At 59.4% G+C, this 25210-nt stretch carries 24 protein-coding genes and 1 tRNA gene; 13 read left to right on the top strand and 12 right to left on the bottom strand.

Features of this window, described 5'->3' with window-relative positions; all coding sequences use genetic code 11:
* Positions 1-26: 26 nt before the first annotated feature.
* Positions 27-1517 carry a MocR-like pyridoxine biosynthesis transcription factor PdxR gene (gene pdxR / locus PHO31112_RS13950; RefSeq protein WP_150621046.1) on the bottom strand — a complete coding sequence of 497 codons (1491 nt, stop codon included), beginning with the start codon at positions 1515-1517 and terminating at the stop codon, positions 27-29.
* 107 nt (positions 1518-1624) lie between these two features.
* Between pdxR and PHO31112_RS13945 the strand changes: the two genes are divergently transcribed.
* Together PHO31112_RS13945 and PHO31112_RS27140 are read left to right on the top strand one after the other, a co-directional pair.
* Positions 1625-2848, top strand: coding sequence for a benzoate/H(+) symporter BenE family transporter (locus PHO31112_RS13945; protein WP_150621045.1), 1224 nt, complete (start codon positions 1625-1627; stop codon positions 2846-2848).
* Complete coding sequence (locus tag PHO31112_RS27140) at positions 2848-3015, top strand: hypothetical protein (RefSeq protein ID WP_174995712.1); 168 nt, start codon at positions 2848-2850, stop codon at positions 3013-3015. Before PHO31112_RS13945 ends, PHO31112_RS27140 begins: the two co-directional genes overlap by 1 nt.
* Positions 3016-3217: 202 nt before the next feature.
* Here the strand turns inward: PHO31112_RS27140 and PHO31112_RS27135 are convergent, their stop codons facing one another.
* A complete protein-coding gene (locus PHO31112_RS27135) occupies positions 3218-3361 on the bottom strand; it encodes a hypothetical protein (protein ID WP_174995711.1) in 144 nt (47 codons plus the stop codon).
* Here PHO31112_RS27135 and PHO31112_RS13935 point away from each other — a divergent pair.
* Positions 3360-4541 carry a hypothetical protein gene (locus tag PHO31112_RS13935; RefSeq protein WP_150621044.1) on the top strand — a complete coding sequence of 394 codons (1182 nt, stop codon included), beginning with the start codon at positions 3360-3362 and terminating at the stop codon, positions 4539-4541. The two genes, PHO31112_RS27135 and PHO31112_RS13935, sit on opposite strands and share 2 nt — an antisense overlap.
* 322 nt (positions 4542-4863) lie before the next feature.
* On the opposite strand, the gene PHO31112_RS13930 is transcribed toward PHO31112_RS13935, so the two are convergent.
* The 3 genes from PHO31112_RS13930 to PHO31112_RS13920 are packed head-to-tail and all read right to left on the bottom strand — an operon-like array spanning position 4864 to position 7929.
* On the bottom strand, positions 4864-6027 hold the full coding sequence (locus PHO31112_RS13930) for a hypothetical protein (RefSeq protein WP_150621043.1): 1164 nt from the start codon (positions 6025-6027) through the stop codon (positions 4864-4866).
* Between the two features lie 18 nt (positions 6028-6045).
* Positions 6046-6945: a hypothetical protein gene (locus PHO31112_RS13925; RefSeq protein ID WP_150621042.1), complete on the bottom strand. Its 900-nt coding sequence runs from the start codon at positions 6943-6945 to the stop codon at positions 6046-6048.
* A gap of 51 nt (positions 6946-6996) precedes the next feature.
* Positions 6997-7929, bottom strand: coding sequence for a hypothetical protein (locus tag PHO31112_RS13920; RefSeq protein ID WP_150621041.1), 933 nt, complete (start codon positions 7927-7929; stop codon positions 6997-6999).
* Between the two features lie 382 nt (positions 7930-8311).
* Here PHO31112_RS13920 and PHO31112_RS13915 point away from each other — a divergent pair, with 382 nt between their 5' ends.
* From PHO31112_RS13915 to PHO31112_RS13900, 4 genes are all read left to right on the top strand, one after another.
* Positions 8312-8476 (top strand): LD-carboxypeptidase, encoded by a 165-nt coding sequence (locus tag PHO31112_RS13915; protein WP_150621040.1) that lies wholly within the window; start codon positions 8312-8314, stop codon positions 8474-8476.
* A 487-nt stretch (positions 8477-8963) separates the two neighbouring features.
* Positions 8964-10100 (top strand): GNAT family N-acetyltransferase, encoded by a 1137-nt coding sequence (locus PHO31112_RS13910; protein ID WP_150621039.1) that lies wholly within the window; start codon positions 8964-8966, stop codon positions 10098-10100.
* Positions 10101-10265: 165 nt separating this feature from the next.
* Positions 10266-12365, top strand: a complete 2100-nt coding sequence (locus PHO31112_RS13905; protein WP_150621102.1) for an NAD(+) synthase — start codon at positions 10266-10268, stop codon at positions 12363-12365.
* 110 nt (positions 12366-12475) lie between these two features.
* The gene (locus PHO31112_RS13900; RefSeq protein ID WP_010805431.1) at positions 12476-12814 is read left to right on the top strand and encodes a P-II family nitrogen regulator; all 339 of its coding nucleotides are present in this window, start codon (positions 12476-12478) and stop codon (positions 12812-12814) included.
* Between the two features lie 104 nt (positions 12815-12918).
* On the opposite strand, the gene PHO31112_RS13895 is transcribed toward PHO31112_RS13900, so the two are convergent.
* The 3 genes from PHO31112_RS13895 to trxB all read right to left on the bottom strand — a co-directional run bounded on the left by PHO31112_RS13895 (position 12919) and on the right by trxB (position 15382).
* The gene (locus PHO31112_RS13895) at positions 12919-13539 is read right to left on the bottom strand and encodes a trimeric intracellular cation channel family protein (RefSeq protein ID WP_425495198.1); all 621 of its coding nucleotides are present in this window, start codon (positions 13537-13539) and stop codon (positions 12919-12921) included.
* 110 nt (positions 13540-13649) lie between these two features.
* A complete protein-coding gene (locus PHO31112_RS13890; RefSeq protein WP_150621037.1) occupies positions 13650-14327 on the bottom strand; it encodes a Smr/MutS family protein in 678 nt (225 codons plus the stop codon).
* A 98-nt stretch (positions 14328-14425) separates the two neighbouring features.
* Entirely contained in the window at positions 14426-15382 is a 957-nt protein-coding gene (gene trxB / locus PHO31112_RS13885; protein ID WP_150621036.1) for a thioredoxin-disulfide reductase, read from the bottom strand.
* 396 nt (positions 15383-15778) lie between these two features.
* Here trxB and PHO31112_RS13880 point away from each other — a divergent pair, with 396 nt between their 5' ends.
* The 5 genes from PHO31112_RS13880 (at position 15779) to PHO31112_RS13860 (ending at position 21947) form a co-directional block, all read left to right on the top strand.
* The gene (locus tag PHO31112_RS13880; RefSeq protein WP_150621035.1) at positions 15779-18100 is read left to right on the top strand and encodes a DNA translocase FtsK; all 2322 of its coding nucleotides are present in this window, start codon (positions 15779-15781) and stop codon (positions 18098-18100) included.
* A 5-nt stretch (positions 18101-18105) separates the two neighbouring features.
* Positions 18106-18756, top strand: a complete 651-nt coding sequence (gene lolA / locus PHO31112_RS13875; protein ID WP_150621034.1) for an outer membrane lipoprotein chaperone LolA — start codon at positions 18106-18108, stop codon at positions 18754-18756.
* 123 nt (positions 18757-18879) lie between these two features.
* Positions 18880-20286 carry a replication-associated recombination protein A gene (locus PHO31112_RS13870; protein ID WP_150621101.1) on the top strand — a complete coding sequence of 469 codons (1407 nt, stop codon included), beginning with the start codon at positions 18880-18882 and terminating at the stop codon, positions 20284-20286.
* Positions 20287-20450: 164 nt separating this feature from the next.
* Entirely contained in the window at positions 20451-21755 is a 1305-nt protein-coding gene (serS, locus tag PHO31112_RS13865) for a serine--tRNA ligase (protein WP_150621033.1), read from the top strand.
* A 101-nt stretch (positions 21756-21856) separates the two neighbouring features.
* Positions 21857-21947 (top strand) — tRNA-Ser (locus PHO31112_RS13860).
* A gap of 33 nt (positions 21948-21980) precedes the next feature.
* Here PHO31112_RS13860 and PHO31112_RS13855 read toward each other — a convergent pair.
* The 3 genes from PHO31112_RS13855 to PHO31112_RS13845 form a co-directional block, all read right to left on the bottom strand.
* Complete coding sequence (locus PHO31112_RS13855) at positions 21981-22910, bottom strand: tyrosine-type recombinase/integrase (protein ID WP_425495197.1); 930 nt, start codon at positions 22908-22910, stop codon at positions 21981-21983.
* Positions 22799-23080, bottom strand: coding sequence for a hypothetical protein (locus tag PHO31112_RS28185; RefSeq protein ID WP_425495196.1), 282 nt, complete (start codon positions 23078-23080; stop codon positions 22799-22801). The genes PHO31112_RS13855 and PHO31112_RS28185 overlap by 112 nt, the downstream gene beginning before the upstream one ends.
* Positions 23081-23215: 135 nt before the next feature.
* Positions 23216-23527 carry a hypothetical protein gene (locus PHO31112_RS13845; protein WP_150621030.1) on the bottom strand — a complete coding sequence of 104 codons (312 nt, stop codon included), beginning with the start codon at positions 23525-23527 and terminating at the stop codon, positions 23216-23218.
* A 161-nt stretch (positions 23528-23688) separates the two neighbouring features.
* On the opposite strand from PHO31112_RS13845, the gene PHO31112_RS13840 reads away from it, so the two are divergent.
* Positions 23689-24294, top strand: coding sequence for a DJ-1/PfpI family protein (locus PHO31112_RS13840; RefSeq protein WP_150621029.1), 606 nt, complete (start codon positions 23689-23691; stop codon positions 24292-24294).
* Positions 24295-24501: 207 nt separating this feature from the next.
* On the opposite strand, the gene PHO31112_RS13835 is transcribed toward PHO31112_RS13840, so the two are convergent.
* Entirely contained in the window at positions 24502-25164 is a 663-nt protein-coding gene (locus tag PHO31112_RS13835) for a helix-turn-helix domain-containing protein (protein WP_217427029.1), read from the bottom strand.
* Positions 25165-25210: the final 46 nt, after the last annotated feature.

Raw genomic sequence — 25210 nt, 5'->3', positions numbered from 1 at the left:
ACCGGGGTCTTGGCTCCATGTTTCCTTTATCTGCGCAACGTCAAGGCAGAAAGGACACTGGCAAGTTTCTTGACAGCGATTTCCAACTCGCCGGGGGCGTGGGCAGCGAAGCCCATGAGGAAACCGGCCTTGGGCTTGCCTGAGGCATGCAGCGCGGTCAGTCCAAGCAGGTCGATGCCGGCCCGGCGCGCCGCATCAACCGCTTCGCGCTCGGGAATGTCGCGAACGAAAACGCATGGCATCTGCATCCCTCCGGCCGGCACGCGCGGTTCCACGAAATCGGACAGGTACGCGCGCACCAGTCGTGCCAACACGTCGCGCCGCTCTGCATAGACAGCCCGCATGGTGCGCACGTGCGCACCGAAATGACCGCCTTCGATGAAACGTGCCAACGTCAGTTGCGGAATTGGTGCGCTGTGCCCGTCCAGCAGGGTGCGTGCCACCGTCATCGGCGCGACGAGGGGCGAGGGCAAAACCATGTAGCCGATGCGCAGACCGGGGAACAGCGATTTGGTGAAGGTGCCGATATAGATCGTTCGCTCGTGCGGATCGAGCCCCTGTACACAGGCCGTGGGCTTGCCTGCGTAGTGGAACTCGCTGTCGTAGTCATCTTCGATAATCCAGGCCCGCTGCTGGTGTGCCCACTCAATGACGGCCAGGCGTCTATCCAACGCCAGCGTGGCCCCGGTCGGGAATTGATGCGACGGCGTTAAAAACACGGCACTACCGGTCTGCGTCGCGTTGCGCAGATGATCGACCTGCATACCGCCGGCATCCAGCGGCACGGGCAAGCACTCCAGGCCGGCAGCGTCAAATGCCTTGCGTGCGCCGTGGTACACGGGATCTTCGATGAAAATCCGCTCGCCGACGTCCAGCAGCATGGTGGCGCACAGGGTCAGGGCTTGCTGAGAACTGGTCAGCACCAGCACGCGCTCCGGCGTGGCCCGGGCGCCGCGTTCGAGATTGACGTAGTCCGCGATGGCACGCCGCAGCGGTTCCATGCCTTGAGGCGGGCTGTGCAGCAGTGCCTGTGTTCCGTATTCTTTCAACACTTGCCGCTCCAGTCGTTCCCAGGTCTGGAGCGGAAAGCTGCGTGTTTCCGGCACGCCGGGCGCGAACGGGCGCGGTGTCAGGAAGTCGCGTACGCCACCGTCCCGGTACATGGCGTTGCCGCGCTGGCTCAAGCGCAGCGTGTCCTGGCGAGCGACCGCATGACGAGCTGTGCCGCGCCCCGACAGACGTTGCGCTCGCGCCGACACGAAGCTACCACTCCCAACACGCCGCTCGATGAATCCCTCGGCATGCAACTGGCTGTAGGCCGACTCGACTGTATCGCGGGACACCCCCAATGAACTGGCAAGGGCGCGCGACGCGGGCAGTGGTTTGCCTGTATCGAGCACGCCGTCGAGGATCAACTGGCGAATGGCCCTTTGCACACGCGCGTACAGGGGCAGGGCGCCATGGGCCGGATCACTCATCCAGGCTTTGACCGACTCAAGTTGGGCGTGTTTGAACAATTGGTCTGTATCTCATCATAAAAATGGAGGGGAACATCCGGCCATTTTAAAATTATAAATACGGTTCAGAACGCATTCATTCCTCTTTCAGGAGTCGCCGTCAGGCCATGGCATCCGTCTCTTCACGTTCGTCCGTTCATTGGAGCGATCTCACTCATCCGGTCGTGGCCGGTCTGATCTCGGTCATCGTCAATTACGGTGGCACGTTCATCCTTGTGTTTCAGGCCGCCAAGGTGGCGGGTCTCAGCCCGGCGCTGACGGCTTCGTGGGTGTGGTCGATTTCCATTGGCGTAGGCGTGACAGGGCTCATCCTGAGCTGGATGTTTCGCGAACCCATCATTACCGCCTGGTCCACGCCGGCGGCGGCGTTTCTGGTCTCGGCGCTGGCAACCACTTCGTATGCAGAGGCCGTGGGCGCCTACCTGATATCGGCGCTCGCCTTTGTGATACTGGGACTGTCGGGCTGGTTCGAGCGCGTGATTCGCCTGATCCCGCCGGGCGTGGCGGCCGGATTGCTTGCGGGCATCCTGCTGCAGTTCGGCATCAAGGCGTTCGGCGGCATGAGCATCGACCCGCTGCTCGCCGGGCTGCTGATCGTTGCCTATGTGGTGCTCAAGCGGTTCTCCGCCCGTTATGCCGTGGTGGGCATCCTCGTGCTGGGGCTGACCTTCCTGCTGATTCAGGATCGCGTCGATCTGTCGGGACTGACATTGACACTGGCCGAACCGGTCTTCACCGTGCCCGTTTTTTCCATCAACGCCTTGCTGAGCGTGGCGCTGCCGTTGTTCCTGATTACGCTGACCGGCCAATACATGCCCGGCATGCTGGTGCTGCGCAATGAGGGCTTCAAGACCAGCGCCAATCCCATCGTGACCCTCACCGGCCTGGGCTCGTTGCTAATGGCGCCATTCGGCTCGCACGCCTTTAACCTCGCCGCCATTACGGCCGCCATCTGCACTGGCAGGGAGGCGCACGAAGCGCCGTCCAAGCGCTGGATTGCCGGTGTCGCCGCTGGTGTGTTCTACATCCTGATCGGCGTATTCGGGGTGACGTTGGCCGCCGTGTTCATGGCCTTTCCCGCGACTTTCATCACCACACTGGCAGGCCTTGCCCTTTTGGGCACCATCGGCAGCAGCCTTGCCAGCGCGATGGCCGATGCCAAAACCCGTGAAGCCTCGCTGATCACCTTTCTGGCCGCCGCGGCCAACATTACGCTGTTGGGTATCGGCGGCGCGTTCTGGGGGCTGGTCGTCGGGCTGGTGGCATATGCGGTACTCGATGGCCGGTTGCCGTCGAGGGCGCCGGAATCCGCCCGGAAGGGAGGGGACTGATGTCCATAGTTGCCGACACACAAATCCGTCACGACAAGCACGGCCGCTATCCCGAGGCCACCACGATCGAGGATTTCCGGCGCAACCTGGCCTGCTGGTTTCTACGAGTTGAACGCCTGCCCAAGCTAGCAGTGAAATCCTCTTCGCGTGAGAACGCTGCGCACTGAGCGATTCATGCAAGCGCCGATGGCGAGACCATGCGACAGTCAATCGCAATCGCAAAAAATTTCTATCGTGTGAAGCCATGAATCGAGTTTCCAGCACTGGAGCCGCGCGCTGCCAGCCCCCATTGACTGCGTTAACGTCGGCGCAGCCCCGACAGAATGCTCGGCCGCCGACTGCGCTGGCCGCCAATGTGCACGTGGTGCGTCAGGCCGACGGGCGGTCCGGCATGCCGTCGAGCTCGGCCCAACGACCGCTTTCCGTCACAACACTGGAAATCGCTTCGAACAGCGGATCAGAAAAGCGCTCGGCACCACAAGACGCCAGCAGTGAAAAGGATGCTGTTTTCATGCCGCCTCCGGCCAAAATCCCTCGACAAAAAACTGGCGCGTCGGGCGGGAAAGCGAAAATCACCGACGCCATGTTGCAGGCGTGGAAGGCCCTCGGCCAAGCGGGGATTGGGGCCGCGGGTGGGCTCGCCGGTGTGGCCAGACGGGACAATGTCCCGGCTGGGGCGCTGAGAAATTACCTGCGTGCCGACGGCCGCCTGACCCAGCGCGGCGAAGACCGGCTCAACCCGGGCAGGAAAGTGGAGATCACCGACGCCATGCTGCGGACGTGGAAGGCCCTCGGCCAGGCGGGGATTGAGGCCGCGGGTGGGCTCGACGGTGTGGCCAGGCGGAACAAGGTCCCAGTTATGGCACTAAAAAATTACCTGCGTGCCGACGGCAGCTTGAGCCAGCTCGGCGAAGACCGGCTCAACCCGGGCGGGAAAACAAAGATCACCGAGGCCATGTTGCGAACGTGGAAGACCCTCGGCCAGGCGGAGATTGAGGCCGCCGGTGGGCTCGCTGGTGTGGCCAGGCGGGACAATGTCCCGGTTATGGCACTGAAACATTACCTTCGTGCCAGCGGCCGCCTGACCCAGCTCGGCGAAGACCGGCTCAACCCGGGCGGGAAAACAAAGATCACCGACGCCATGTTGCAGGCGTGGAAGGCCTCGGGCCAGGCGGGGATTGACGTTGCCGGTGGGCTCGACGGTGTGGCCAGGCGGGACAATGTCCCGGCCACGGCACTGCGACATTACCTTCGTGCCGACGGCCGGCTGACCCAACTCGGCGAAGACCGGCTCAACCCGGGCGGGAAAGCGACGATCACCGACGCCATGTTGCGGACCTGGAAGGCCCTCGGCCAAGCGGGGATTGAGGCTGCGGGCGGGCTCGACGGTGTGGCCAGGCGGGACAATGTCCCGGCCGGGGCACTGAAAAATTACCTTCGTGCCGACGGCCGCCTGACCCAGACCGGCGAAGACCGGCTCAACCCCGGTGGGAAAGCGAAGATCACCGACGCCATGTTACAGGCATGGAAGGCCTTGGGTCAGGCGGAGATTGAGGCCGCCGGTGGGCTCGACGGTGTGGCCAGGCGGGACAATGTCCCGGCTGTGGCGCTGAAACATTACCTTCGTGCCGATGGCAGCCTCACCCCGTTCGGCGAGAACCGGCTCCGCAAGGCTCGCACGCGGCCTATGTGAACGGCAATATCCCCTAGCGAATCATGTGAATGGCCTCTATGCCACCCAAGATGGGGTTTGTAACCCGTTCGGCAACCCAGTGCCTCCAGCGTTTTTTGATCCAGCAATTTGTCCTCCGAACACCGTCTCTATTGGCGTCAGATTAGCAATCGCCATGAAAACGGGCGCCCAAACGACGAAAAACTCGATGAGGCGACGTGCAGCTTCCAGATTGTGAAGTGAAATCGCGCATCACCTGCACACGACAAAGCGGCGCCGCTTTTACAGCGAGTACTTCAGCGGCCTGCCAAGCTGCCCGCCTTACCGCATTGACCAACTCCGTCTATGAGAACTCTGAGCCACCATCGACCGACACTGCCATGTTTGTTTCGTTTACGTTGCCGGTAGTGTCTGTTCCGCCGGTCGTTAGGGCCGACGCCTGGTTAATCCAAAAGAACTTCCCGACTTTTGGTGGCGTCGTGCCTGAAATAGGGTTTCTGAGGTCATCGGTATCAATGAAGAGCACTTCAACGCGCCGGCTTAGCGGGTCCACGACGTAAACATCGGTGTAGTCGTTACTTTGCTCTACGAGAGGGCTGTACGCGTGAGGTGCCGTGGCCATTTGCTTGAATACTGCCTTGCCGCTGCCATCACTCGCTGCCGTCAACACAGGGTAGTCGCCATCAGGAATCGCGGAACCATTTCCCGGCGTAAAAGTTATGGAATAACATGCCAGAATAACCCCTATTGTATTGACGTTCGAGGATTTTATGGAGTGAAAAATGCGTATATATTTCCCTCCGTAGTTGGTTTCTTTGTAAATGATAGTCGGGGAATAATGCGTGAGCGCATTGTTATATACGCTTTTTCTTGGAATTATTACCTGGCTTGTCACGGTTATGTGTGGATCGCCCTCATTGGAGGACGGAAAAGTCAGGGCAGCATAGGCAAGCTGTGGCCCAAGCACTTCTTCGGTCGTCCAAGCCATGTAAGCCTGAAGAGAGTCAATGCGCACGATACTTACAGATCCACTAACCTGCAATTGCGCATTACTATAACTAAGTGGAAAATCGACAAATACCTGTGAATTATCTGTGTCTTTGTAACAGGCGTAATAAAGAAGTCCGGACTTTTGGTATAGCAAATAAATATAACCGTTGTCAGGATAGAAAGGGGTTATGGATCCGTCGGCTGAGAAATTAAGGGGATCGTCCGTTTTTAGGATGGGGATATTTTTGCTTGTACTTATAGCTGTATACCTAAGCGCCGTTCCTTTATTTTTTTTGTTTACGTAGTAAACGTCATATCGGGAATTTCCTCTCCATAGAACCTTTGGTATGCAATCTGACCGGGGATTCCCCGGCTGCCAGACATCAAGATTCTCAAATAAATATGGTTTTCCGTATGATTGATCTGGGAGAGCAAACAAGCTTCTCTGGGTGTTGCGGTTTCTTACCTCCAGGACGCCATTTGTATCAAAATAAACCAATTTGGTATTTTGTGGCATGGTTTTCTTCTCCTGTCTTTATATCAAGAGACCCCACGGACTAGACCCTGCTGCCAAGGGAATGTCAATATTTTGTATGGCCAAGACCTTATAGGCGGAATCATCCTGGATGATTGCCATTTTAAGGTTGCGCGTAGCATCATCATTTACGTAGAATATACCGAGGATGTTGCTTGATCCCCTCTCAAGCAGTACCGTTGACGGTCCGGTATGAATATTAATTCCATCTATAGTCTTGCCATCCCTGTCCTCATATAAGCGTGGGTCACCTGGAAGCCCTCTGAAAAAATTTCGGCCGCTTTCAACAGATGGGTCCAAGGTGCTTGGCCCAAAACTCATACCATTCTGGCCAATATAGTCTCCGTCACCGAGGAAACCATTGTCGTTGAAATTAATAATTTTCAATCTATTGTTGTCATTGAAAAATAAAATTCCTGGATCGGGGCAGTAACCAATTGGACAAATCGTTCCTACATTTTCTTTGGAAATCCAATAATTTTGAGCATTAAAATTCTCATCATACTTTGTGCAGCAAATTGGATTTGGTCCGTCAATCCCGGGATAAAAAATATAAAGGTAACCATTCATAACATAAGGAGTGATGGCGTCGCGCGATCGATCGTTTAGGGTTACAGGATCAGACCAGGATGTTCCATCAAATTTCATTGCCAGTACATGGTCATCGAATCCTCGGCAAAAAAGATAGATCTTTCCTTTGTAATAAACCGCTCGTGGATCGCCGTTGTACACCAAAGGCTCTTTATCGTGCAGCGTCACACTCAGTGTAATTGGATCGCTCCAATTCATCATGACCGTATCGTAGACGCTGTAAGATGGATTGTCTGGTAAATCGTCAGACCTGAAAAAGACGTAAAGGCCAGTGAGTGCATCATTTTGGATAGGGTTATCGCCACTCATTTAGTGCTCCGCCCAAAGTTGAATGACAAGAAAATATCGGTATAATATTAATTATTGCGGTATTAAAATGGCAAAAGGGCTGCAATTATTAGGCGCCAAAGAAATTCCTGTATCCTGCTTGGATAAGACGTTAAAATATAGCCCTTTGGTAACTGCACATCGAAGGTTTCGGGTGGGATTGTTTTCCGCATAGAATACGGCAACAATTCTTTCCTGTGCGGTTTCGCTCTCAAGAAGTGCCGTTGATGGAGCGGTATAAATATTGATGCCATCTATAACATTTCCATCATCATCTTGATACAAACGCGAATCCGTTCCGGTTCCCCTAAAGAAATTTATCACGACTAGAGCATTTGCAGTGTTCGCGTCTAATGTGCTTGGCCAAAGACTTAAATTATACCCACCAATACTCCCTCCGGCGCCGGAAAAACCATTGTCATTGAAGTCAACCATAGACAAGACGCCATTCGAGTTGAAAAATACAATTTGCTGATCGAGAGAAAAACCAACGGGATAGATAGTGCTGGCCGGTTGCGGTGCGACCCACCAATTCAATTGATTAAGATTTTCATCGTACTTATTGCAGCAAATTGGATTTCCACCATCAATGCCAGGATAGAAAACATAAAGGCTATCGTTAAACACGTAAGGCATGACGGCGCTGCATGTTTTGCTAGTGCCCAAGGTAACGGGGTCTGACCAATACTGCCCATCAGCGGATGTCATCACCTGTATGCTATTATCCGGCGCGCGTCCGAAGAGATAAAGCTTGCCCTTGTAGTAAGCCGCCCGTGGATCGGAGTTGTACACACCGTTCTCTTGATCGTGCAAACTCATACTTGGCAGGGTAAAGGGGACGCTCCACATCCCCGTATTCAGGTCTAATCGGATATAGGATGGATGGGTTGGGGAGTCCGATTTCTGGAAAAATACGTAAATATCGCCAGGAACGATGGGTTTTCTGATCATATTTTTCTTGCCCATTGAATATCTCCAATTCAATTGAAGAGCTAATCTCGGATCTGGGATGCGGCAGGTGGGGGAGCATGAAGAAAGCGGTGGTGGTTGGCCGAGAATGTTGCTTTCTCACAATAATAGGCTCAGCAACCGAACTTCACCCCCACGGCAAAACGTACGCAGAAAGCGAACGACGGTCAAGCACCCAAAACAAACTATTGCCGCTATCGAGGCATATTTCTCTGGTACCGATTTGAAGGTCAGCATTCCAGATGGACTGATTCAGCCGACCTCGCCACTGGATGCGGCAAATACCGCCGAGAGCGTGTTGCCTTCATCCAGAAGGCATTGAATTCGGAATCGAAGGCGATCTGGACCATCATGGGCGGTGGTTTGGGGGACAGAACTAATGCATCTTCTCTCCAAACTCAAACGCCAGGCACGGGTCAAACCCGTTATTGGATACAGCGACGTCACCGCGCTTCATCTCTTCTTCAATCATGTTTGGAATTGGCCAACCCTGCACGGCATCGAGCTCTGCGCCAATGGTGACATCGGAGCGGGCTGGAACTAGACCCACATCGTCGAAACGCTCGATGTGCTACGTGGTCGGCAGTCACATCTGAACTATTCGCTCACCCCCCAATACGGTGGCTCGAACCACGGCAGTTCGCCAGAGCTTGCGCGTCTTAGGCGGGAATAGCCTATTGCTATCAGAGATGAACGGCACCGGCAACTTCACCCCCAACACGCGTTCGGCCATCCTGTTTATCGAGTCGGTTGCAATCAACCCGGACATGCGGTCCAGAATCCTAGACGGCTTCCTTTATCGGACTATTGGCCCGGCGAAGCCAGCACAGATGCCTCATGACCATGAAAGCGACTATTCCATGAACCGACTGATTTCCGGACTCACCCGACTTACGTGAGATGCGTGACGCAGGCCATTTTTTGTTGTCCACCTGAAAGCCTCGCCAAGTTCAGCGACAATGGCTGCCAGTTCGGTAGTTCCATACCGGCGGCCGCTGCATCGGTTCGCCGGTTCGCAGACGAGGTGTGATGTGAGCAGCGACGTGGTCATCCGTGTGGTGCAATCGATTGAAGACGTGCCGGCCGACGCGTGGGACGCGCTCGCGGGCGCCAATCCCTTTATGCAACACGCGTTCCTGAATGCCATGCATACGAGCGGATGCGCGTCGAAGCGCACTGGCTGGCAGCCGGCGTATCTGCTCATGCATGCCGGCGACGTGCTTGTGGGCGCCATGCCGCTTTACGTCAAATCGCATTCGCGCGGCGAGTACGTTTTCGATCACGCATGGGCCGACGCCTTTGCGCGCCACGGCCTTAACTATTACCCGAAGCTGCTGTGCGCCGTGCCGTTCTCGCCGGTGACGGGGCCGCGCCTGCTGGCGCGCACGCATGCCGACCGGGTTGCGCTCGCCCGAGGTGCGATTGCCTTCGCGAAACAACTCGAGCTGTCGTCGATCCACGTGCTCTTCACGCATGACGACGATCTGGCGGCGCTCACCGAAGCGGGCTACCTGCTGCGTGAGGGCGTGCAGTTCCATTGGGAGAATCCCGGCTTTGCCACGTTCGACGATTTCCTCGCGCAGATGAATCAGGAAAAGCGCAAGAAGCTCAAGCAGGACCGTCGACGTGTGCGCGATGCCGGGGTGACATACCGGTGGCTGCGCGGCACCGGGATCGACGACGCGGCGCTCGACTTCTTCTACCAGTGCTACGACAACACCTACCGCGAGCACTGGAACGCGCCGTATCTGAGCCGTGCCTTCTTCGGGCAGGTGCATGCGGCGATGCCTGACGCGTTACTGCTCGTCATGGCCGAGCGCGATGGCGCGCCGTTGGCGTGCGCACTGAATGTGGTGAGCGGCGACACGATGTACGGGCGGTATTGGGGCACCACGGATTTCGTCTCCGGCATGCACTTCGAGACCTGCTACGCGCAAGGCATCGAGTATTGCATCGCGCATGGGCTGCGCAGCTTCGAGGGTGGAGCACAGGGCGTGCACAAGATGTCGCGCGGGCTGTTGCCTACCCCAACGTGGTCCGCTCACTGGATTGCGGACCAGCGCTTCGCCGACGCCATTGCCGAGTTTCTCGATTCGGAGACCTCGGCGATGGACGAGCACATTGGCGAGCTGGAAGCGCATACCCCGTTCAAACGCCCGGCGTCCTGACGTTGCGGCAGACGTTGCGCCATCATGTACGGCCCCGGCACGGCGGGGCCTCGCGTAATATACTGGCGAATCTAACGTCCGCCGCTCGCGCCGGGCGGGCGCCAGCCCAAAGCTGCTCCGCCTGCCGACGTAACGGCACATGGGCGATGCATGGTAGCCGCCGACATGACCAACCGATTTCTCAATCTCTACAATCACGATTTCGCGCGTGTAGCCGTCGGGGTGCCGCAATGCCGCGTGGCCGATCCCGTCTACAACGCCGCCCAGACTATCGCCCTCGCGAGGCAGGCCGATGCGGCGGGGGCAGTACTCGTTGCCTTCCCCGAACTGGGTATTCCCGCCTATAGCTGCGAAGACCTGTTCCAGCAGCGCGCACTGCTCGACGCCTGCAACGTGGCGCTGGCCGACATCGTGGCCGCGAGCCGCGAGTTGGGCGCCGCGCTGATCGTCGGCATGCCGGTGCGTGTGCAACAGCGTTTGTTCAATTGTGCCGTGGTCGTCGCACGCGGACGCATTCATGGCGTCGTTCCCAAGACATACCTGCCGAACTACAGCGAGTTCTACGAAGCCCGTCAGTTCAACGCTGCCGATGACGCAGGCGTCGATACCGTGATGTTGCTCGGCGAGGACGTGCCGTTCGGCGCGCTCATCTTCGAAGCGGCCGATCAGCCGTTGCTGCGCTTTCACTGCGAGATTTGCGAAGACGTCTGGGTGCCGGTGCCGCCGTCGTCGTTCGCTGCGCTGGCCGGGGCGACGGTGCTGGTCAACCTGTCGGCATCGAACGTGGTGGTCGGCAAGTCGGCCTATCGGCATCAACTGGTCGGGCAGCAGTCGGCACGATGCCTCGCGGCGTATCTGTACACGTCTGCGGGGCAAGGGGAGTCGACCACTGACCTCGCCTGGGACGGACAGGCGCTCATCTATGAGAACGGCGACATGCTGGCCGAGTCGGCACGCTTCGCCAGCGAGTCGCATCTGATTTATGCAGACGTCGATCTCGAGCGGCTCACACGCGAGCGCATGCATCAGACGACGTTCGGCGTCTCCGTGCGTCGCCATGCCGGCGAGGTCGCTCGTTTTCGCACGATCAAGGTCGATGTCACCGTGCCGCGCGATGCCGAGCTGCCGCTTGTGCGCGCCATCGAGCGCTTCCCGTATGTGCCGTCCGACCCGCGCCGGCGCGACGAGCGCTGCCATGAGGTCTACAACATTCAGGTGCAGGCGCTGATGCAGCGTCTGGCGTCGTCGAAGATTCAGAAGGTCGTAATCGGCGTGTCCGGCGGTCTCGATTCGACACATGCGTTGCTCGTGTGTGCGAAGGTCATGGACCGGCTCGGCCTGCCGCGCACCAATATTCTGGCGTACACGATGCCAGGCTTCGCCACGAGCGAACGTACGCTGCGTCAAGCGCGCGAGTTGATGGAGGCGGTCGGATGCACGGCGCGTGAGATCGACATTCGCCCGAGTTGCATGCAGATGTTGAAGGACCTCGATCACCCGTTCGCGAAGGGCGAGGCAGTCTACGACGTCACGTTCGAAAACGTGCAGGCCGGCGAGCGCACCAATCATCTGTTCCGCTTGGCGAATCATCTGGGCGCGATCGTGATCGGCACGGGCGACTTGAGCGAACTGGCGCTGGGCTGGTGCACATACGGCGTGGGCGACCACATGTCTCACTACAACGTGAATGCCAGTGTGCCCAAGACACTCATCATGCACCTTGTGCGATGGGTGGCGGAGACGGGGCAACTGGGAGGCGCGGCGTCGGTGAAGGCCGTCAGGACGGGCAAAGAGGCGGGGGCGCGTCGCAACGTCCTCATCGATATTCTCGAGACCGAAATCAGCCCCGAGCTGGTGCCGGGCAAGGCCAACGGTGCGCCCGAGCAGCGCACCGAGCATTTCATCGGGCCGTACGAGTTGCAGGACTTCAACCTTTATTACACACTGCGCTTCGGCTATGCCCCGCGCAAGGTGGCGTTCCTCTCGTGGAGCGCGTGGCACGATGCCTCGGCGGGACGCTGGCCCGACGAAGGGCAACTCGCCCACAACGCTTACGATCTGGTCGCGATTAAACGCAACCTTCGGATTTTCCTGGACCGGTTCTTCCGCACGAGCCAGTTCAAGCGGTCGTGTATTCCGAACGCCCCGAAGGTCGGCACGGGCGGCTCGCTCTCGCCGCGCGGCGACTGGCGTGCGCCAAGCGATTCGGAGTCGGTGGTGTGGCTCGCGGATCTGGACAAGGTGCCCGACGACCCGCGCGCCTGAGCGCATCGGGGCAAGGAGGGGGGGCACGTTGTCATCGGCGTGCCGTCCCCGGCCCGGTACAATAGCCCGGCGAATTTTCAGAACAAACCAACCAAGATATCGAGGCGACAATGAAACGCGTAACTGCCATCATCAAACCCTTCAAGCTCGACGAAGTCCGCGAAGCGCTGGCCGAAGTCGGCGTGACCGGCCTGACCGTCACGGAAGTGAAGGGCTTCGGCCGTCAGAAGGGGCACACCGAGTTGTACCGGGGCGCGGAGTATGTTGTCGACTTCCTGCCGAAGATCAAGATCGAAGTCGTGGTGAGCGCGGCGCAGGCCGAGCAGGTCATCGACGCCGTGCTGGGTGCGGCGCGCACCGGCAAGATCGGCGACGGCAAGATTTTCGTGACCGACGTTGAGCGCGTGATCCGTATTCGCACAGGCGAAGAAGGCGAGCAGGCGGTCTGAGGCCGGTTCGGGCGTCGCTGCGAAAGTGGCGACGAACGGGAGGCAGGATCGGGAGGGGGCGACGGCTGCGCTAGCGGCGTCGCCCTTTGACGTTTACCGGATCGTCATGCTTTGAGCCGGACGTCGAATGCGACGGTGATCAGGCGCACGAAAATGACGGAGAACGCACTGATCGACAATGTGTAGACGGGATCGAGATCCGCGTAGGTGAGTGCGATGTAGATCCAGCCACCGATGAAGGCGCACACCGCATAGGGACGCGTGTCTCGCAACACCAACGGCACCTCATTGCAGAGGATGTCGCGCATCACGCCGCCGCCCACGCCGGTAATCACGCCCATCATTACGGACATGAACGCCGACATCTCGGTCTGCAACGCCAGCGACGTGCCCGACGCGCTGAAGAACCCCAGACCGATCGCGTCCGTAATGAGCAACACGCGCTCTGTGGCCACGCGCGAGACGAGCCGCAGCACGCCGGACGTCGATAGCGAGAGCACGAGAATGATGACCGTGTACCACTGGTGCTGCACCCAATAGAACGGGCGGTGGTCGAGCAGCACATCACGCAGCGTGCCGCCGCCGAAGGCGGTTGCGAAGGCCAGCACGAACGCGCCGACCGGGTCGAGGTGTTGCTTGCGGGCTTCGGCGAAACCGGAGATGGCGCACGACAATACGGCGATGGCCTCCATGACGGCCAGTATCGTATGCAGTTGGGCGCTCATCTCGTGAATCATCGGCGAATCCTGTCGGTGAAACGTCGTGATCCGTGGCGAAATTGGCGGTGTGAGGGCGCGCTCGTCGAAGCGATGGCGCCCCCGGAGGCAGGTGTCGATTATCCACGCGGCGCTCTCGTTTGCGCCGCCTGGAGCAATACTACCAGCGCGCCACCTCCGCCGTCGCGCCCTTGTGCCTGGGCCCACGCCAGCACTTCGTTCTTCTGAGCCAGCCAGCCTCGCACCTTGTCCTTGAGCACGGGTTCGCGATTCACCGAGCCCAGGCCTTTGCCATGAATCACCCGCACGCAACGCAGGCCACGCTTCACGGCGTCGTGCAGGAAGGCGGAGAGCGCTTCGCGGGCTTCGTCGCGGCGCATGCCGTGCAGGTCGACCTGTGCCTGAACCACCCATTCGCCGCGTTGCAGCTTGAGCACGGCGTCGTGACTGATGCCGGGGCGGCGATAGGACAGGCGATCGTCGGTGTCGAGCAACGCCTCGGGGTCGAATTCGTCGGAGAGCGATTCGAAGAGTACGGCTGCTTCGTCTTCCTGCGTCTGACGCGCGACGGGCTCGGGGGGCTGGCGCGGATGCTCGACGCGATTGGCCGCGCCCTTGCTGGATAGCGGGGCGATGTCGCCGATGCTGTCGCGGAACACGTTCGCATCGCGCTTGGCTTGCGCGGCGCGTTTGGCGGCGGCCGCGCGTTCGGCTTCGCGCGCAGCGGTTTCCTTGGCGAGCGAATCTCGCAGGCTGGCGAGATCGCCGAGGCTGAGTTTGGGGGGCTTCTTGCTCATGTTCGTGCGAACAAGGACGGTGGAGGGTCAGACGACAACGGCGCCCTGGCCGTATGAAAGCTCACACAGCGAGGGCGCCGCGGCAGGGGGCTCAGCGATTACTGATCGAGATTTTCGAGGTAACGCTGGGCATCGAGCGCGGCCATGCAGCCCGTGCCGGCGCTGGTAATGGCCTGACGGTAGACGTGATCCTGCACGTCGCCTGCAGCGAACACGCCCGGCACGCTGGTGGCCGTGGCGTTGCCGTTCAGGCCGCTGTGCGTGACGATGTAGCCGTTCTTCATTTCGAGCTGACCGTCGAAGATATCGGTGTTCGGCTTGTGGCCGATGGCGATGAACACGCCATGCAACGCGATGTCTTCGTGCGCGCCGGTCTTCACGTTCTTGATGCGCACGCCGGTTACGCCCGAGTTGTCGCCGGTCACTTCGTCGAGCACGCTGTCGTACTTGAGTTCGACCACGCCTTGCTTGGCCTTCTCCAGCAGACGGTCGATCAGGATCGGCTCGGCGCGGAACTTGTCGCGACGGTGGATCACCGTGACCTTGCTTGCGATGTTGGCGAGGTACAGCGCTTCCTCGACGGCCGTGTTACCGCCGCCGACCACGCAGACTTCCTTGCCCTTGTAGAAGAAGCCATCGCAGGTGGCGCAGGCGGACACGCCGCGCCCGGAGAATGCTTCTTCGGTCGGCAGGCCGAGGTACTGGGCCGAGGCGCCGGTGGCAATGATCAGGGCGTCGGCCGTGTATTCGCCGGAGTCGCCGATCAGACGCAACGGGCGCTCGTTCAGACGCACCGTATGAATATGATCGAAGATTATCTCGGTGTTGAAGTGCTCGGCGTGGGCCTGCATGCGGGCCATCAACTCGGGGCCTTGCACGCCGGTGGGGTCGCCAGGCCAGTTCTCGACGTCCGTGGTGGTCATCAACTGACCGCCCTGGGCAATGCCCGTGATCAGCACGGGCTTGAGGTTGGCGCGCGCGGCGTAGACGGCGGCGCTATAGCCGGCGGGGCCGGAACCGAGAATCAGGACTTTGGCATGCTTGGCAGCGGACATGGACGGACTCACCGGAAAGGGGATGGGGGCTGGCGCCGGGGCCCGCACCGCGAGAACGCAGCAGGGGGCGCATGGCGCAAACCGACATTATAAGGGGCCGACGTCGTTTCGTTGATCGAGCCTCGCAATCGACGCGATAGCCTCCGGGCAGTGCGGCCCTGCCGGGCTGGCTGCCGGCGGCGACGCCGGGACGTCTCCTAAATCTGGAGGCTCACGCGCCGGACGCACGGTGTGGCATGCCGGCCGCGCAGCGTCGCCAAAGGCGCCTGAACGAGGCCGGGAGGCCCGGCGTTACTGCTTGTCACCTTTTCGTGCATTGAGCAATGTAATAGTTGTTTACAATGGAGCCTTGCTGCGCGGCAGGCCGCCCGTCTGCCCGCCCAACCGTATGGCTTGATGACGACGAAATCTTCCTACTCTGCAGGTGCCGGATCGTCGTTGCCCAACCGGGTGACGCACCTTTTCCATGAAATCCGCTGGATGGCGCAGGTTGCGCTGATGGTGTTCCTGCTGATGGCGTTGTTCTCCTACAGCCGTCTGGACCCCAGCTGGACACATGCGGCGCACGTGGAGCGCATCGCCAACTGGGCGGGGCGTGTCGGCGCGTGGGTTGCCGATATGCTGCTGCTCATGCTCGGCGTGTCCGCCTACTGGCTGGTGGTCTTCATCGGCCGGCGCGTGATTTCGGGCTACCGCCGGATCTCGGCCAAGCGCGAAGCGCCTCCGCTGCGCGAACGGCTCGCGAGCGGCGGATGGGTGGAGATCGTCTCGTCCCTGATGGTGCTGCTCTCAAGCGCCGGCATCGAATCTCTGCGTCTTTACCGCTTCAAAGCCCAATTGCCGCGTGCTTCGGGCGGCGTGATCGGCGAGACCGTTGGCGGTTTCTTCCAGCACGCGCTTGGCTTTACGGGCGGCACGCTGGCGTTGTTGCTCATCTTTGCCTTCGGGCTGTCGCTGCTGTTCCATTTCTCGTGGCTGTCCGCGGCCGAAAAGCTTGGCACGCTGATTCTCGATACCGGCACCTTGATCCGTCGCCGCCGTGAGGCGCGTCAGGACCGACGGCTGGGCGAGGAGGCGGCCATTGCGCGCGAAGGTGCGGTGGTGCAGAACCGTGTGCGCACGGAGGTTCACGAGCCGGTGCAGATTGTGCCGCCGGTCAAGGTGGTGCCCAAGAGCGAGCGTGTGGAGAAGGAAAAGCAGGCGCCGCTCTTTGCCGATCTGCCGGATTCCATCCTTCCTCCGTTGGCGCTGCTCGATCCTGCGCCGGCTGTGGTGGAGACGGTCTCGGGCGAAACGCTTGAGTTCACGTCGCGTCTCATCGAAAAGAAGCTCAAGGACTTTGGCGTTGAAGTGAATGTCGTGGCTGCCTATCCGGGGCCGGTCATCACCCGTTACGAAATCGAACCGGCGACGGGCGTGAAGGGTAGCCAGATCGTCAATCTGGCGAAGGATCTGGCGCGGTCGCTCTCGCTCGTGTCGATTCGTGTGGTCGAGACCATTCCCGGCAAGAATTTCATGGGGCTGGAGCTGCCGAATCCGCGCCGTCAGACCGTGCGCCTGACGGAGATTCTGGGCTCGGAGATCTACAACGACTCGTCGTCGTTGCTGACGTTGGCGCTGGGTAAGGACATTGGCGGCAAGCCGGTCGTGGCCGATCTGGCGAAGATGCCTCACTTGCTGGTGGCTGGCACGACCGGCTCCGGTAAGTCGGTCGGGATCAACGCGATGATCCTGTCGTTGCTCTACAAGGCGACGGCAGAGCAGGTCCGGCTGATCCTGATCGATCCGAAGATGCTCGAAATGAGCATGTACGAAGGCATCCAGCATTTGCTGTGTCCGGTGGTGACGGACATGCGTCAGGCGGGCCATGCGCTGAATTGGGTGGTGGCCGAGATGGAGCGCCGCTACAAGCTGATGAGCAAGCTCGGTGTGCGTAATCTCGCCGGGTACAACAACAAGATCGACGAGGCCGCGAAGCGCGAAGAGCACATCCCGAATCCGTTCTCGCTCACGCCTGAGGAACCGGAGCCGTTGCAGCGTTTGCCGTACATCGTGGTGGTGATCGACGAGTTGGCCGACCTGATGATGGTGGTCGGCAAGAAGGTCGAAGAGTTGATTGCCCGTATTGCGCAGAAGGCGCGCGCGGCGGGCATTCATCTGATTCTGGCAACGCAGCGCCCGTCGGTCGACGTCATCACCGGGCTTATCAAGGCGAACGTGCCGACGCGTGTGGCGTTCCAGGTGTCGTCGAAGATCGATTCGCGGACCATTCTCGACCAGCAAGGCGCCGAAACGCTGCTGGGCATGGGCGACATGCTTTATATGCCGCCGGGCACCGGGTTGCCGCTGCGTGTGCACGGAGCGTTCGTGGCCGATGACGAAGTGCATCGCGTGGTCGAGCGGCTCAGAGAGCAGGGCGAGGCGAACTACGTCGAAGGGATTCTGGACGGTGTGACCGAAGGTGAAGACGGTGGTGTCGACGGTGCGGCCGGTGGAACTGGCGAGGGCGGTGCAGAGTCCGATCCTCTGTACGATCAGGCGGTGGCTGTGGTGCTCAAGCAGCGCCGTGCGTCGATCTCGCTTGTGCAGCGGCATTTGCGAATCGGCTATAACCGGGCGGCGCGCCTGCTTGAGCAGATGGAACAGTCCGGCGTAGTGTCGGCGATGGCGAGCAACGGTAATCGGGAAATTCTGGTGCCGAATCGCGAAGGAGAATAAGGAACATGCGGGGATTCAAGCGCGGCTTGCCGCTTATCGCGGGTGCCGTCGGCGTGACGCTGGCGGCGCTGGTCGCACCTGCTTACGCAAGTGGCACGGCGCAGCTTAAGGCTTTCGCGGCGCAGGTGAAATCGGCGCGCGGCGAGTTTGAGCAAAAGCAGGTCAAGGGGCAGCAGGACGGCGGGATGAAGGTGACGAACTCGGCATCGGGCATGTTCGAGTTTTCACGTCCGGGCCGCTTCATCTGGCGCTACGTCAAGCCTTACGACCAGTTGCTGCAGGCGGATGGCGAGACGCTGTATATCTACGACAAGGACCTGAATCAGGTGACCGAGCGCAAGCTGGGTACCTCGCTGGGCGCGAGTCCGGCGGCGATCCTGTTCGGCAGCAACGACATCGAGAAGAATTTCACGCTCAAGGATGCCGGGGTGAAGAACGGTATCGACTGGGTGGAGTTGAAGCCGAAGTCGCAGGACACGCAGTTCCAACGCGTGGGCATCGGCTTTCGCGACGGCAATCTGGCGGCGATGGAGCTGTACGACGCGTTCGGCAATGTCACATTGCTGACGTTTGACAAGATCCAGAAGAATCCGCCCATGCCGGCGGACAACTTCAAGTTCACGATGCCCAAGGGAGCAGACCTGATCAAGGGGTGAGCGCGACTCGTCCCCGTTGCTGCGCATGTGCGTTGCGGACGAGCCGGCCGTCGGGCTGGCATAATGGGGGCATCTGATTATCCGAATGTGGCCGGGGATTCCCCGGCCGCGCTGCTTGAGAACATGCCAGACGACGCCCCTCTGTCGGCTTCGGTGCCTTTGGCCGAGCGCCTGCGCCCCCATACCATTGATGACGTGATTGGCCAGCGCCACTTGCTGGGCAAGGGGAAACCTTTGCGCGTGGCGTTTGAGGCGGGACGTCCACACTCGATGATCCTGTGGGGGCCGCCGGGGGTGGGCAAGACGACGCTGGCGCGCCTGATGGCGGATGCGTTCAAAGCGTACTTCATCTCCCTGTCGGCCGTGCTCTCGGGCGTGAAGGACATTCGCGATGCCGTCGAGGCTGCGCAGATTCAGCGAGCGCAGGGCAAGCAGACACTGGTGTTCGTCGACGAGGTGCATCGTTTCAACAAGGCGCAGCAGGATGCATTTCTGCCGCACGTCGAGTCGGGGCTTTTCATTTTCGTGGGTGCGACGACGGAAAATCCGTCGTTCGAGGTGAACGGCGCATTGCTTTCGCGCGCGGCTGTCTACGTGCTCAAGAGCTTGAACGACGAAGAACTCGGCGAGATGATCACGCGGGCGTCGCGCGAGTTGGGCGATCTTGCATTCACCGACGAGGCGCGACAGGGTCTCATCGACTCGGCCGATGGCGACGGCCGTAAGTTGCTCAACAACGTGGAGATCGTCGCGCAGGCGGCGATGTCGCAAAATCTCGACACGATTGACGACGCGTTGCTTGCCAGTGTGCTTGCCGAGAACCTGCGTCGTTTCGACAAGGGGGGCGACGCGTTCTACGATCAGATCAGTGCGCTTCACAAGTCGGTACGCGGCAGTTCGCCGGACGGCGCGCTTTATTGGTTCTGTCGCATGCTCGACGGCGGTGCTGATCCGCGATATCTCGCGCGCCGGATTGTCCGGATGGCGTGGGAGGATATCGGCCTGGCTGACCCGCGTGCGGCGCGCATTGCTCTTGATGCAGCGGAGACGTACGAGCGGCTGGGCACACCGGAAGGCGAGCTGGCACTGGCGCAGGCCATTCTGTATCTCGCGGCGGCGCCCAAGTCGAACGCGGGTTACAACGCTTACAACGAGGCGCGCGCGTTTGTCGGCAAGGACAAGTCTCGGGCGGTGCCGATTCATCTGCGCAATGCGCCGACCAAGCTGATGAAGGAACTCGGCTACGGCCACGCGTATCGCTATGCGCACGACGAGCCCGATGCTTACGCGGCGGGCGAGACGTATTTCCCTGACGATATGCGGGCTCAGAGCTGGTACCGTCCGGTGCCGCGCGGCCTGGAAGGCAAGATTGGGGAAAAGCTGAACTGGCTGAAGTCGCTCGATGCCGAGTGGCGGCGCGCGAATGCGAAGGGGCGTAAGTCCGATGCACCGGCGAAGCCGTCCGGGGGCGGCGCGACGTCCTCCGGCGAGAATCCGACGGCAGAGCCTTCCGACGGCGAGACTGCCTGAGCGCGGACGTTGCCGACATCACAAACGCGTCAAATGGCGAAATCGCGGTGCGCGTTTGGTAAAATCCACGGTTTGATGCTGTATCCGGCGCCATGAGGGCGCGGGGCGGCCAGAACGAATTCCATGGTCCATGACAATGGGCCACTAACGACAGACATCCCACCATGCTCGACATTCAACTTCTTCGCAAGGATCTCGATGGCGTTGCGGCGCGACTCAAGGCGCGCGGCTACACGCTGGATGTAGCGACGTTTGCCGCACTCGAGGCGGAGCGCAAGCAGATCCAGACGCAGACCGAGGAGTTGCAAGCACGCCGCAATGCGCTCTCGAAGCAGGTCGGCATGAAGAAGGGCAAGGGGGAGGACGCCTCTGCCGAGATCGCCGAGGTTGGCGGCATTGCTGATTCGCTCAAGGCGTCGGAGGTGCGACTGGAGGAGGTGCAGGCACGTCTGTCGGATCTGTTGCTGGGTGTGCCGAATTTGCCGCATGAGAGTGTGCCGGTCGGTTCGGACGAAACGCAGAACGTGGAAGTGCGCCGTTGGGGCACGCCGCGTAAATTCGACTTCGAGGTACGTGACCACGTTGATCTTGGTGCGGCGTTGGGGTTGGACTTCGATGCAGCCGCGAAGCTCGCGGGGGCACGTTTCTCGGTGATGAAGGGGGGTATTGCACGACTGCATCGTGCGTTGGCGCAGTTCATGATCGACACGCACACGTCGGAGCATGGCTATACGGAAATGTACGTGCCGTACATCGTGAATGCGGCGTCGATGCGAGGTACGGGCCAGCTTCCGAAGTTCGAGGACGATTTGTTCAAGGTGCCGCGCAAGGTGGGCGGTGAAGAGGGCGAGCGCATCGAGAACTTCTATCTGATCCCGACGGCTGAGGTGTCGCTCACGAACATCGTGCGTGACGAGTTGCTGGCGGCTGACGCGGTGCCGATGCACATGGTGGCGCATACGCCGTGCTTCCGTTCGGAGGCGGGCAGCTATGGCAAGGACACGCGCGGCATGATTCGTCAGCATCAGTTCGACAAGGTTGAGTTGGTGCATGTGGTGCGTCCGGAGGAGTCGTACGCCACGCTGGAGATGTTGGTGGGTCACGCGGAGGCGATTCTGCAGAAGCTGAATCTGCCGTACCGGACGATTGTGTTGTGCACGGGGGACATGGGCTTCGGCAGTGCGAAGACGTATGACATGGAGGTGTGGATTCCGGCGCAGAACACGTATCGTGAGATTTCGTCGTGTTCGAACATGGAGAACTTCCAGGCGCACCGGATGCAGGCGCGTTTCCGTAATGCGCAGGGGAAGCCGGAGCTGGTGCACACGCTCAACGGTTCGGGACTGGCCGTGGGGCGCACGCTCGTGGCTGTGTTGGAAAACTATCAGAACGCCGATGGTTCGGTGACGATCCCTGACGTGCTGCGTCCGTATATGGGCGGCATCGAGTGCCTCAAGCCCGCTGCGTAAAAAATCTGGAAAAAAGGTTGGCAGCGGAAGAAATTCGGCTATAATCTCTTTCTCGCTGCTTGAGGCCACTCAGGCAGCGAACCAAAGCAGAAAGAACGCTTGGAGAGGTGGCAGAGTGGTCGAATGCGCCGGACTCGAAATCCGGTGTACGGTTATACCGTACCGTGGGTTCGAATCCCACCCTCTCCGCCAAGCACCTTGCTTTGCAAAGAAGTGCCCGCTAACTTAGCGGGCATTTTTGTTTTTGCGGTGGGGATTTTTTTGTCCTATCTTGTTCACCGCGCTTGCCAGTGAGTCGACGGCTAGGTGCGCATACCGTTGCGTGCTCCGTGTATCCCGATGCCCGAGGATACGTCCCACCGTGAATAGATCGACTCCCGCATTGACCAACGCACTGGCCGCACTGTGCCGAGGGTCATGGAAGTGCAAATGCGGCATTTCTACATCTCGTCGTGCTCGCTCGAACGCCCGTTGAATCGTGATCTTTGGCGTGGCTTGCTTCAGACTCCGCGCACAAGCTGCAATACGTGAGTGTATCGGCACAAGACGGGGTAACCCGTTTTTTGTGTCCGCGAGCCAGAATGCCTCTTCTCGGATCTCGTACCGAAGAATTTCGCCAAGCCGCATTCCTGAATAAAATGCGATGCGTATCGCCTTGCGCGCCTCCAAGTGAGAGCAGACCTTCGCGAGCCTGAGCATTTGCTCGCGCGTGACGTAGTGCTGCCGCTCGTTCCTTACGCTTGGCATCACCACACGTGCCGCCGGGTCTTCATCTCCCAAGTCATGATGACGCCAAGCGTAGCGACATGCACTCGTCAAATATCGAAGGCGGTTGCGAATGGTCGCCGGGGCCAAGCGTTCTCTTTCATCCTGCGTGTATTGACGGCAAACGTCTGCGAGGGTATCGATCGGTTTGCCGTTGTAATACTCGAGCAGAAGAGCAAGTTCTTGAGCCGCACCCTTTCCATGCTTAAGCTGAGGGACGCGCTCTTCGATATAGATCGCCACCGCTTGGTCAATTGTGGCCGGTGGCTTATCGACACCTACGACCGTCGCGTAGAGCCGGGCGCATTCTTGCTTGTCGAATTTTTCAGCTTGGGTTCGACTCCAAGCTTGCGGAAGGACCTTTCTAGCGCGGATTCGATGGCCGGATATACGACGGTCGAACTCAAACACGAAACGACCTTTTTTTCGATCTTTGTACACCGACATTCGTTAAGAAACTCCATTACATCACGTTCAGAGAAAAGTACTCGACGACCAATGCGAAAGCACGAGAGCGGGCCGGCCGGCGCGGCGAGGGCATAGATGGCGTGAACCGACATGCTCAACATTCGTGCCACGGCCGGCGCCGAAATCATGCGCACTGATTCTTTCTGCGTTTGGTTTGGCGCTTGCATCACGTCTCCCTTGTTGCCAGCCATAAACACCCCTGCCAGTCATCCCAGAACACCTGACAGTCATCCAAGTTCGCCCCCCCACGCCTCCGCCGTCTCGAACGCGAGCACGATGGCCTTTTCGGGTTCGTCGTTAAGGATGTGGGCGATAGGTTGCCGCTCAGGAACCGCGATACCCTTGCTGGTCCAATAGCGCTTTTCGTTCATCGTGTGTTCGGCAAAGTCTTTCGTGATGTACTTGCTCAGATAGGCGGCCAGTTTGTGGCGCAAGCCTTTTTGACGGAACGGGTTGGAAACTCGGACATAGCCGTTGTCCTCCCCAGCGATTGAAATCCAGATCGCGCGTAGCACGCGGTAGTTTTGGCGTCCCTTCACGGCGATGTGCAGATGCCACGCCCTACGATGAAATCCGCATATCCATGTACGTCGGACAGATTGTCGCGTCTCAAAAGCCAGTGGATGTCACCATCTTTCCTCGCGATGCAGCCAAATCCGCCTATCATTCCAACGATCATTCACAGACCTAGGGGGCGGCTATGAAGAAGAAAATCGGAATCGTGTTGTTCGAGGACTTCGAAACGCTCGATGTTTTCGGTCCAGTAGAGATGTGGGGTGACCTGCCTGACTACGAGATCACAATGGTGTCCCAGCATGGTGGTCCAGTGAAGTCGACGCAAGGCGTCACGACATGTGCATCGTATTCGTTCGACAACGCCCCGCAGTTCGACATTCTTTTGGTGCCCGGTGGCATGGGGGCGCGTCGAGAAGTCTCCAATTCTGTCTTACTGGCGTTTCTACGCGAGCAGGATGAAAGAACGGAGTGGACGACTTCCGTCTGCACGGGATCGGCCCTTCTTGCGAAAGCGGGAATTCTCTCAGGACGCCGCGCTACCTCGAACAAGCTGGCCTACGAGTTCGCGAAGCGCCAGGACGAAGGTGTGCTTTGGCAGCGAAGTGCGCGATGGGTCATAGATGGGAAATACGTTACATCCTCGGGTGTTTCTGCCGGCATCGATATGGCGCTTGCGCTGGTGGAAAAGATCTACAACCGTGAATTGACCGAGACTATCGCCCGCGAGACTGAGTATCTTTGGAACGACAACGCGTTCAATGACCCTTTTGCAAACGGAGCCTCTGACTGAGTCCGATCTGCACATTGGCTTGAAGAATCGTACTTGCAGCATCGAGCGTCAACGATACCGATTGAAAAAAATGCCCTTCACTGGGAAGGGCAAATCCACCGGGGTTTTGGCGATTCCCGATGTTGAAACGCTGGCGTGTTACCGAGGACACCGCGAAGCAGGAAGGACTGCGTGCTGCTGATAACCTGATATCGGTTTCGTCTCATGCTACGGAATTGCCGGAAGACCCAGGCCGCCCCCTGTGTGCTCGTTGGTGCAAACGCAGAGCACCTTGCAGGGCCCCTCCGATGCCTTGAGGTAGGCGTGTCCCATCATGCTATCCAAGTAGACGGAGTCGCCTGCTTTTAGCCTGGCCGGCGTGTACAAGTCTGTGTGAAGCTCCATTTCCCCCTCAAGGACGTACATGAACTCCTCGCCGGGGTGCCGCTGCAAGTCGCCGAACTCGGAGAGAAATTCATCCATCGTGGTCGCATAAATTTCACCGACCATTGGAACGAGCTTCTTTTGTAGCAATTCGACCGCCAAGTACACGTAGCCATAGCTACTGCTGTTTATCGGTAGCCCATCCCCCAGGCGTTGAATAACGCGCCGCCCTAATCCTGCGGGTTTGGCCTTCGCCTGGCTGCCGTCGGCGAGCATGCTCACGAGTTCTGAAAAGTCGATACCCAATCCGGTACTGATCGCGGACAGCCGCTCGAACGACAACGACATTTTTCCCATTTCCAGCTTCGAAAAGGTCGAAATGGGCAGGCCGGTCCTCTCGCTCGCATCCTGAAGTGTCAGCTTAAGTTTCTTACGCAAGGCCCTGAGGGCATTGCCCGGATTGTTGTCGGGGGCTGTTTGCATGGCTGATGGGAGGTCAATTTTCATGGACCGTAGTATGCCCCAGTCCTCCCACCGACAGAACGGATTGTAC

The sequence above is a fragment of the Pandoraea horticolens genome (assembly GCF_902459555.1).
GTDB classification, from domain to species: Bacteria; Pseudomonadota; Gammaproteobacteria; order Burkholderiales; family Burkholderiaceae; genus Pandoraea; species Pandoraea horticolens.
The sequence above is the reverse complement of the archived record's forward strand: the minus strand, read 5'-3'. Positions and strand labels throughout refer to the sequence as shown.

What these genes read in the sequence shown, in the direction of transcription:
- PHO31112_RS13900 (WP_010805431.1), top strand. Translation starts at nt 12,476, where the DNA reads ATGAAACGCGTAACTGCCATCATCAAACCCTTCAAGCTCGACGAAGTC.
- PHO31112_RS13915 (WP_150621040.1), top strand. Translation starts at nt 8,312, where the DNA reads ATGCATCTTCTCTCCAAACTCAAACGCCAGGCACGGGTCAAACCCGTT.
- lolA (WP_150621034.1), top strand. Translation starts at nt 18,106, where the DNA reads ATGCGGGGATTCAAGCGCGGCTTGCCGCTTATCGCGGGTGCCGTCGGC.
- PHO31112_RS27140 (WP_174995712.1), top strand. Translation starts at nt 2,848, where the DNA reads ATGTCCATAGTTGCCGACACACAAATCCGTCACGACAAGCACGGCCGC.
- PHO31112_RS13890 (WP_150621037.1), bottom strand. Translation starts at nt 14,327, where the DNA reads ATGAGCAAGAAGCCCCCCAAACTCAGCCTCGGCGATCTCGCCAGCCTG.
- serS (WP_150621033.1), top strand. Translation starts at nt 20,451, where the DNA reads ATGCTCGACATTCAACTTCTTCGCAAGGATCTCGATGGCGTTGCGGCG.
- PHO31112_RS13840 (WP_150621029.1), top strand. Translation starts at nt 23,689, where the DNA reads ATGAAGAAGAAAATCGGAATCGTGTTGTTCGAGGACTTCGAAACGCTC.
- PHO31112_RS13870 (WP_150621101.1), top strand. Translation starts at nt 18,880, where the DNA reads ATGCCAGACGACGCCCCTCTGTCGGCTTCGGTGCCTTTGGCCGAGCGC.
- PHO31112_RS13925 (WP_150621042.1), bottom strand. Translation starts at nt 6,945, where the DNA reads ATGAGTGGCGATAACCCTATCCAAAATGATGCACTCACTGGCCTTTAC.
- PHO31112_RS13835 (WP_217427029.1), bottom strand. Translation starts at nt 25,164, where the DNA reads ATGAAAATTGACCTCCCATCAGCCATGCAAACAGCCCCCGACAACAAT.
- trxB (WP_150621036.1), bottom strand. Translation starts at nt 15,382, where the DNA reads ATGTCCGCTGCCAAGCATGCCAAAGTCCTGATTCTCGGTTCCGGCCCC.
- PHO31112_RS13930 (WP_150621043.1), bottom strand. Translation starts at nt 6,027, where the DNA reads ATGCCACAAAATACCAAATTGGTTTATTTTGATACAAATGGCGTCCTG.
- PHO31112_RS13880 (WP_150621035.1), top strand. Translation starts at nt 15,779, where the DNA reads ATGACGACGAAATCTTCCTACTCTGCAGGTGCCGGATCGTCGTTGCCC.
- PHO31112_RS28185 (WP_425495196.1), bottom strand. Translation starts at nt 23,080, where the DNA reads ATGTCGGTTCACGCCATCTATGCCCTCGCCGCGCCGGCCGGCCCGCTC.
- PHO31112_RS13895 (WP_425495198.1), bottom strand. Translation starts at nt 13,539, where the DNA reads ATGAGCGCCCAACTGCATACGATACTGGCCGTCATGGAGGCCATCGCC.
- PHO31112_RS13945 (WP_150621045.1), top strand. Translation starts at nt 1,625, where the DNA reads ATGGCATCCGTCTCTTCACGTTCGTCCGTTCATTGGAGCGATCTCACT.
- PHO31112_RS13905 (WP_150621102.1), top strand. Translation starts at nt 10,266, where the DNA reads ATGACCAACCGATTTCTCAATCTCTACAATCACGATTTCGCGCGTGTA.
- PHO31112_RS13920 (WP_150621041.1), bottom strand. Translation starts at nt 7,929, where the DNA reads ATGGGCAAGAAAAATATGATCAGAAAACCCATCGTTCCTGGCGATATT.
- PHO31112_RS13935 (WP_150621044.1), top strand. Translation starts at nt 3,360, where the DNA reads ATGCCGCCTCCGGCCAAAATCCCTCGACAAAAAACTGGCGCGTCGGGC.
- PHO31112_RS27135 (WP_174995711.1), bottom strand. Translation starts at nt 3,361, where the DNA reads ATGAAAACAGCATCCTTTTCACTGCTGGCGTCTTGTGGTGCCGAGCGC.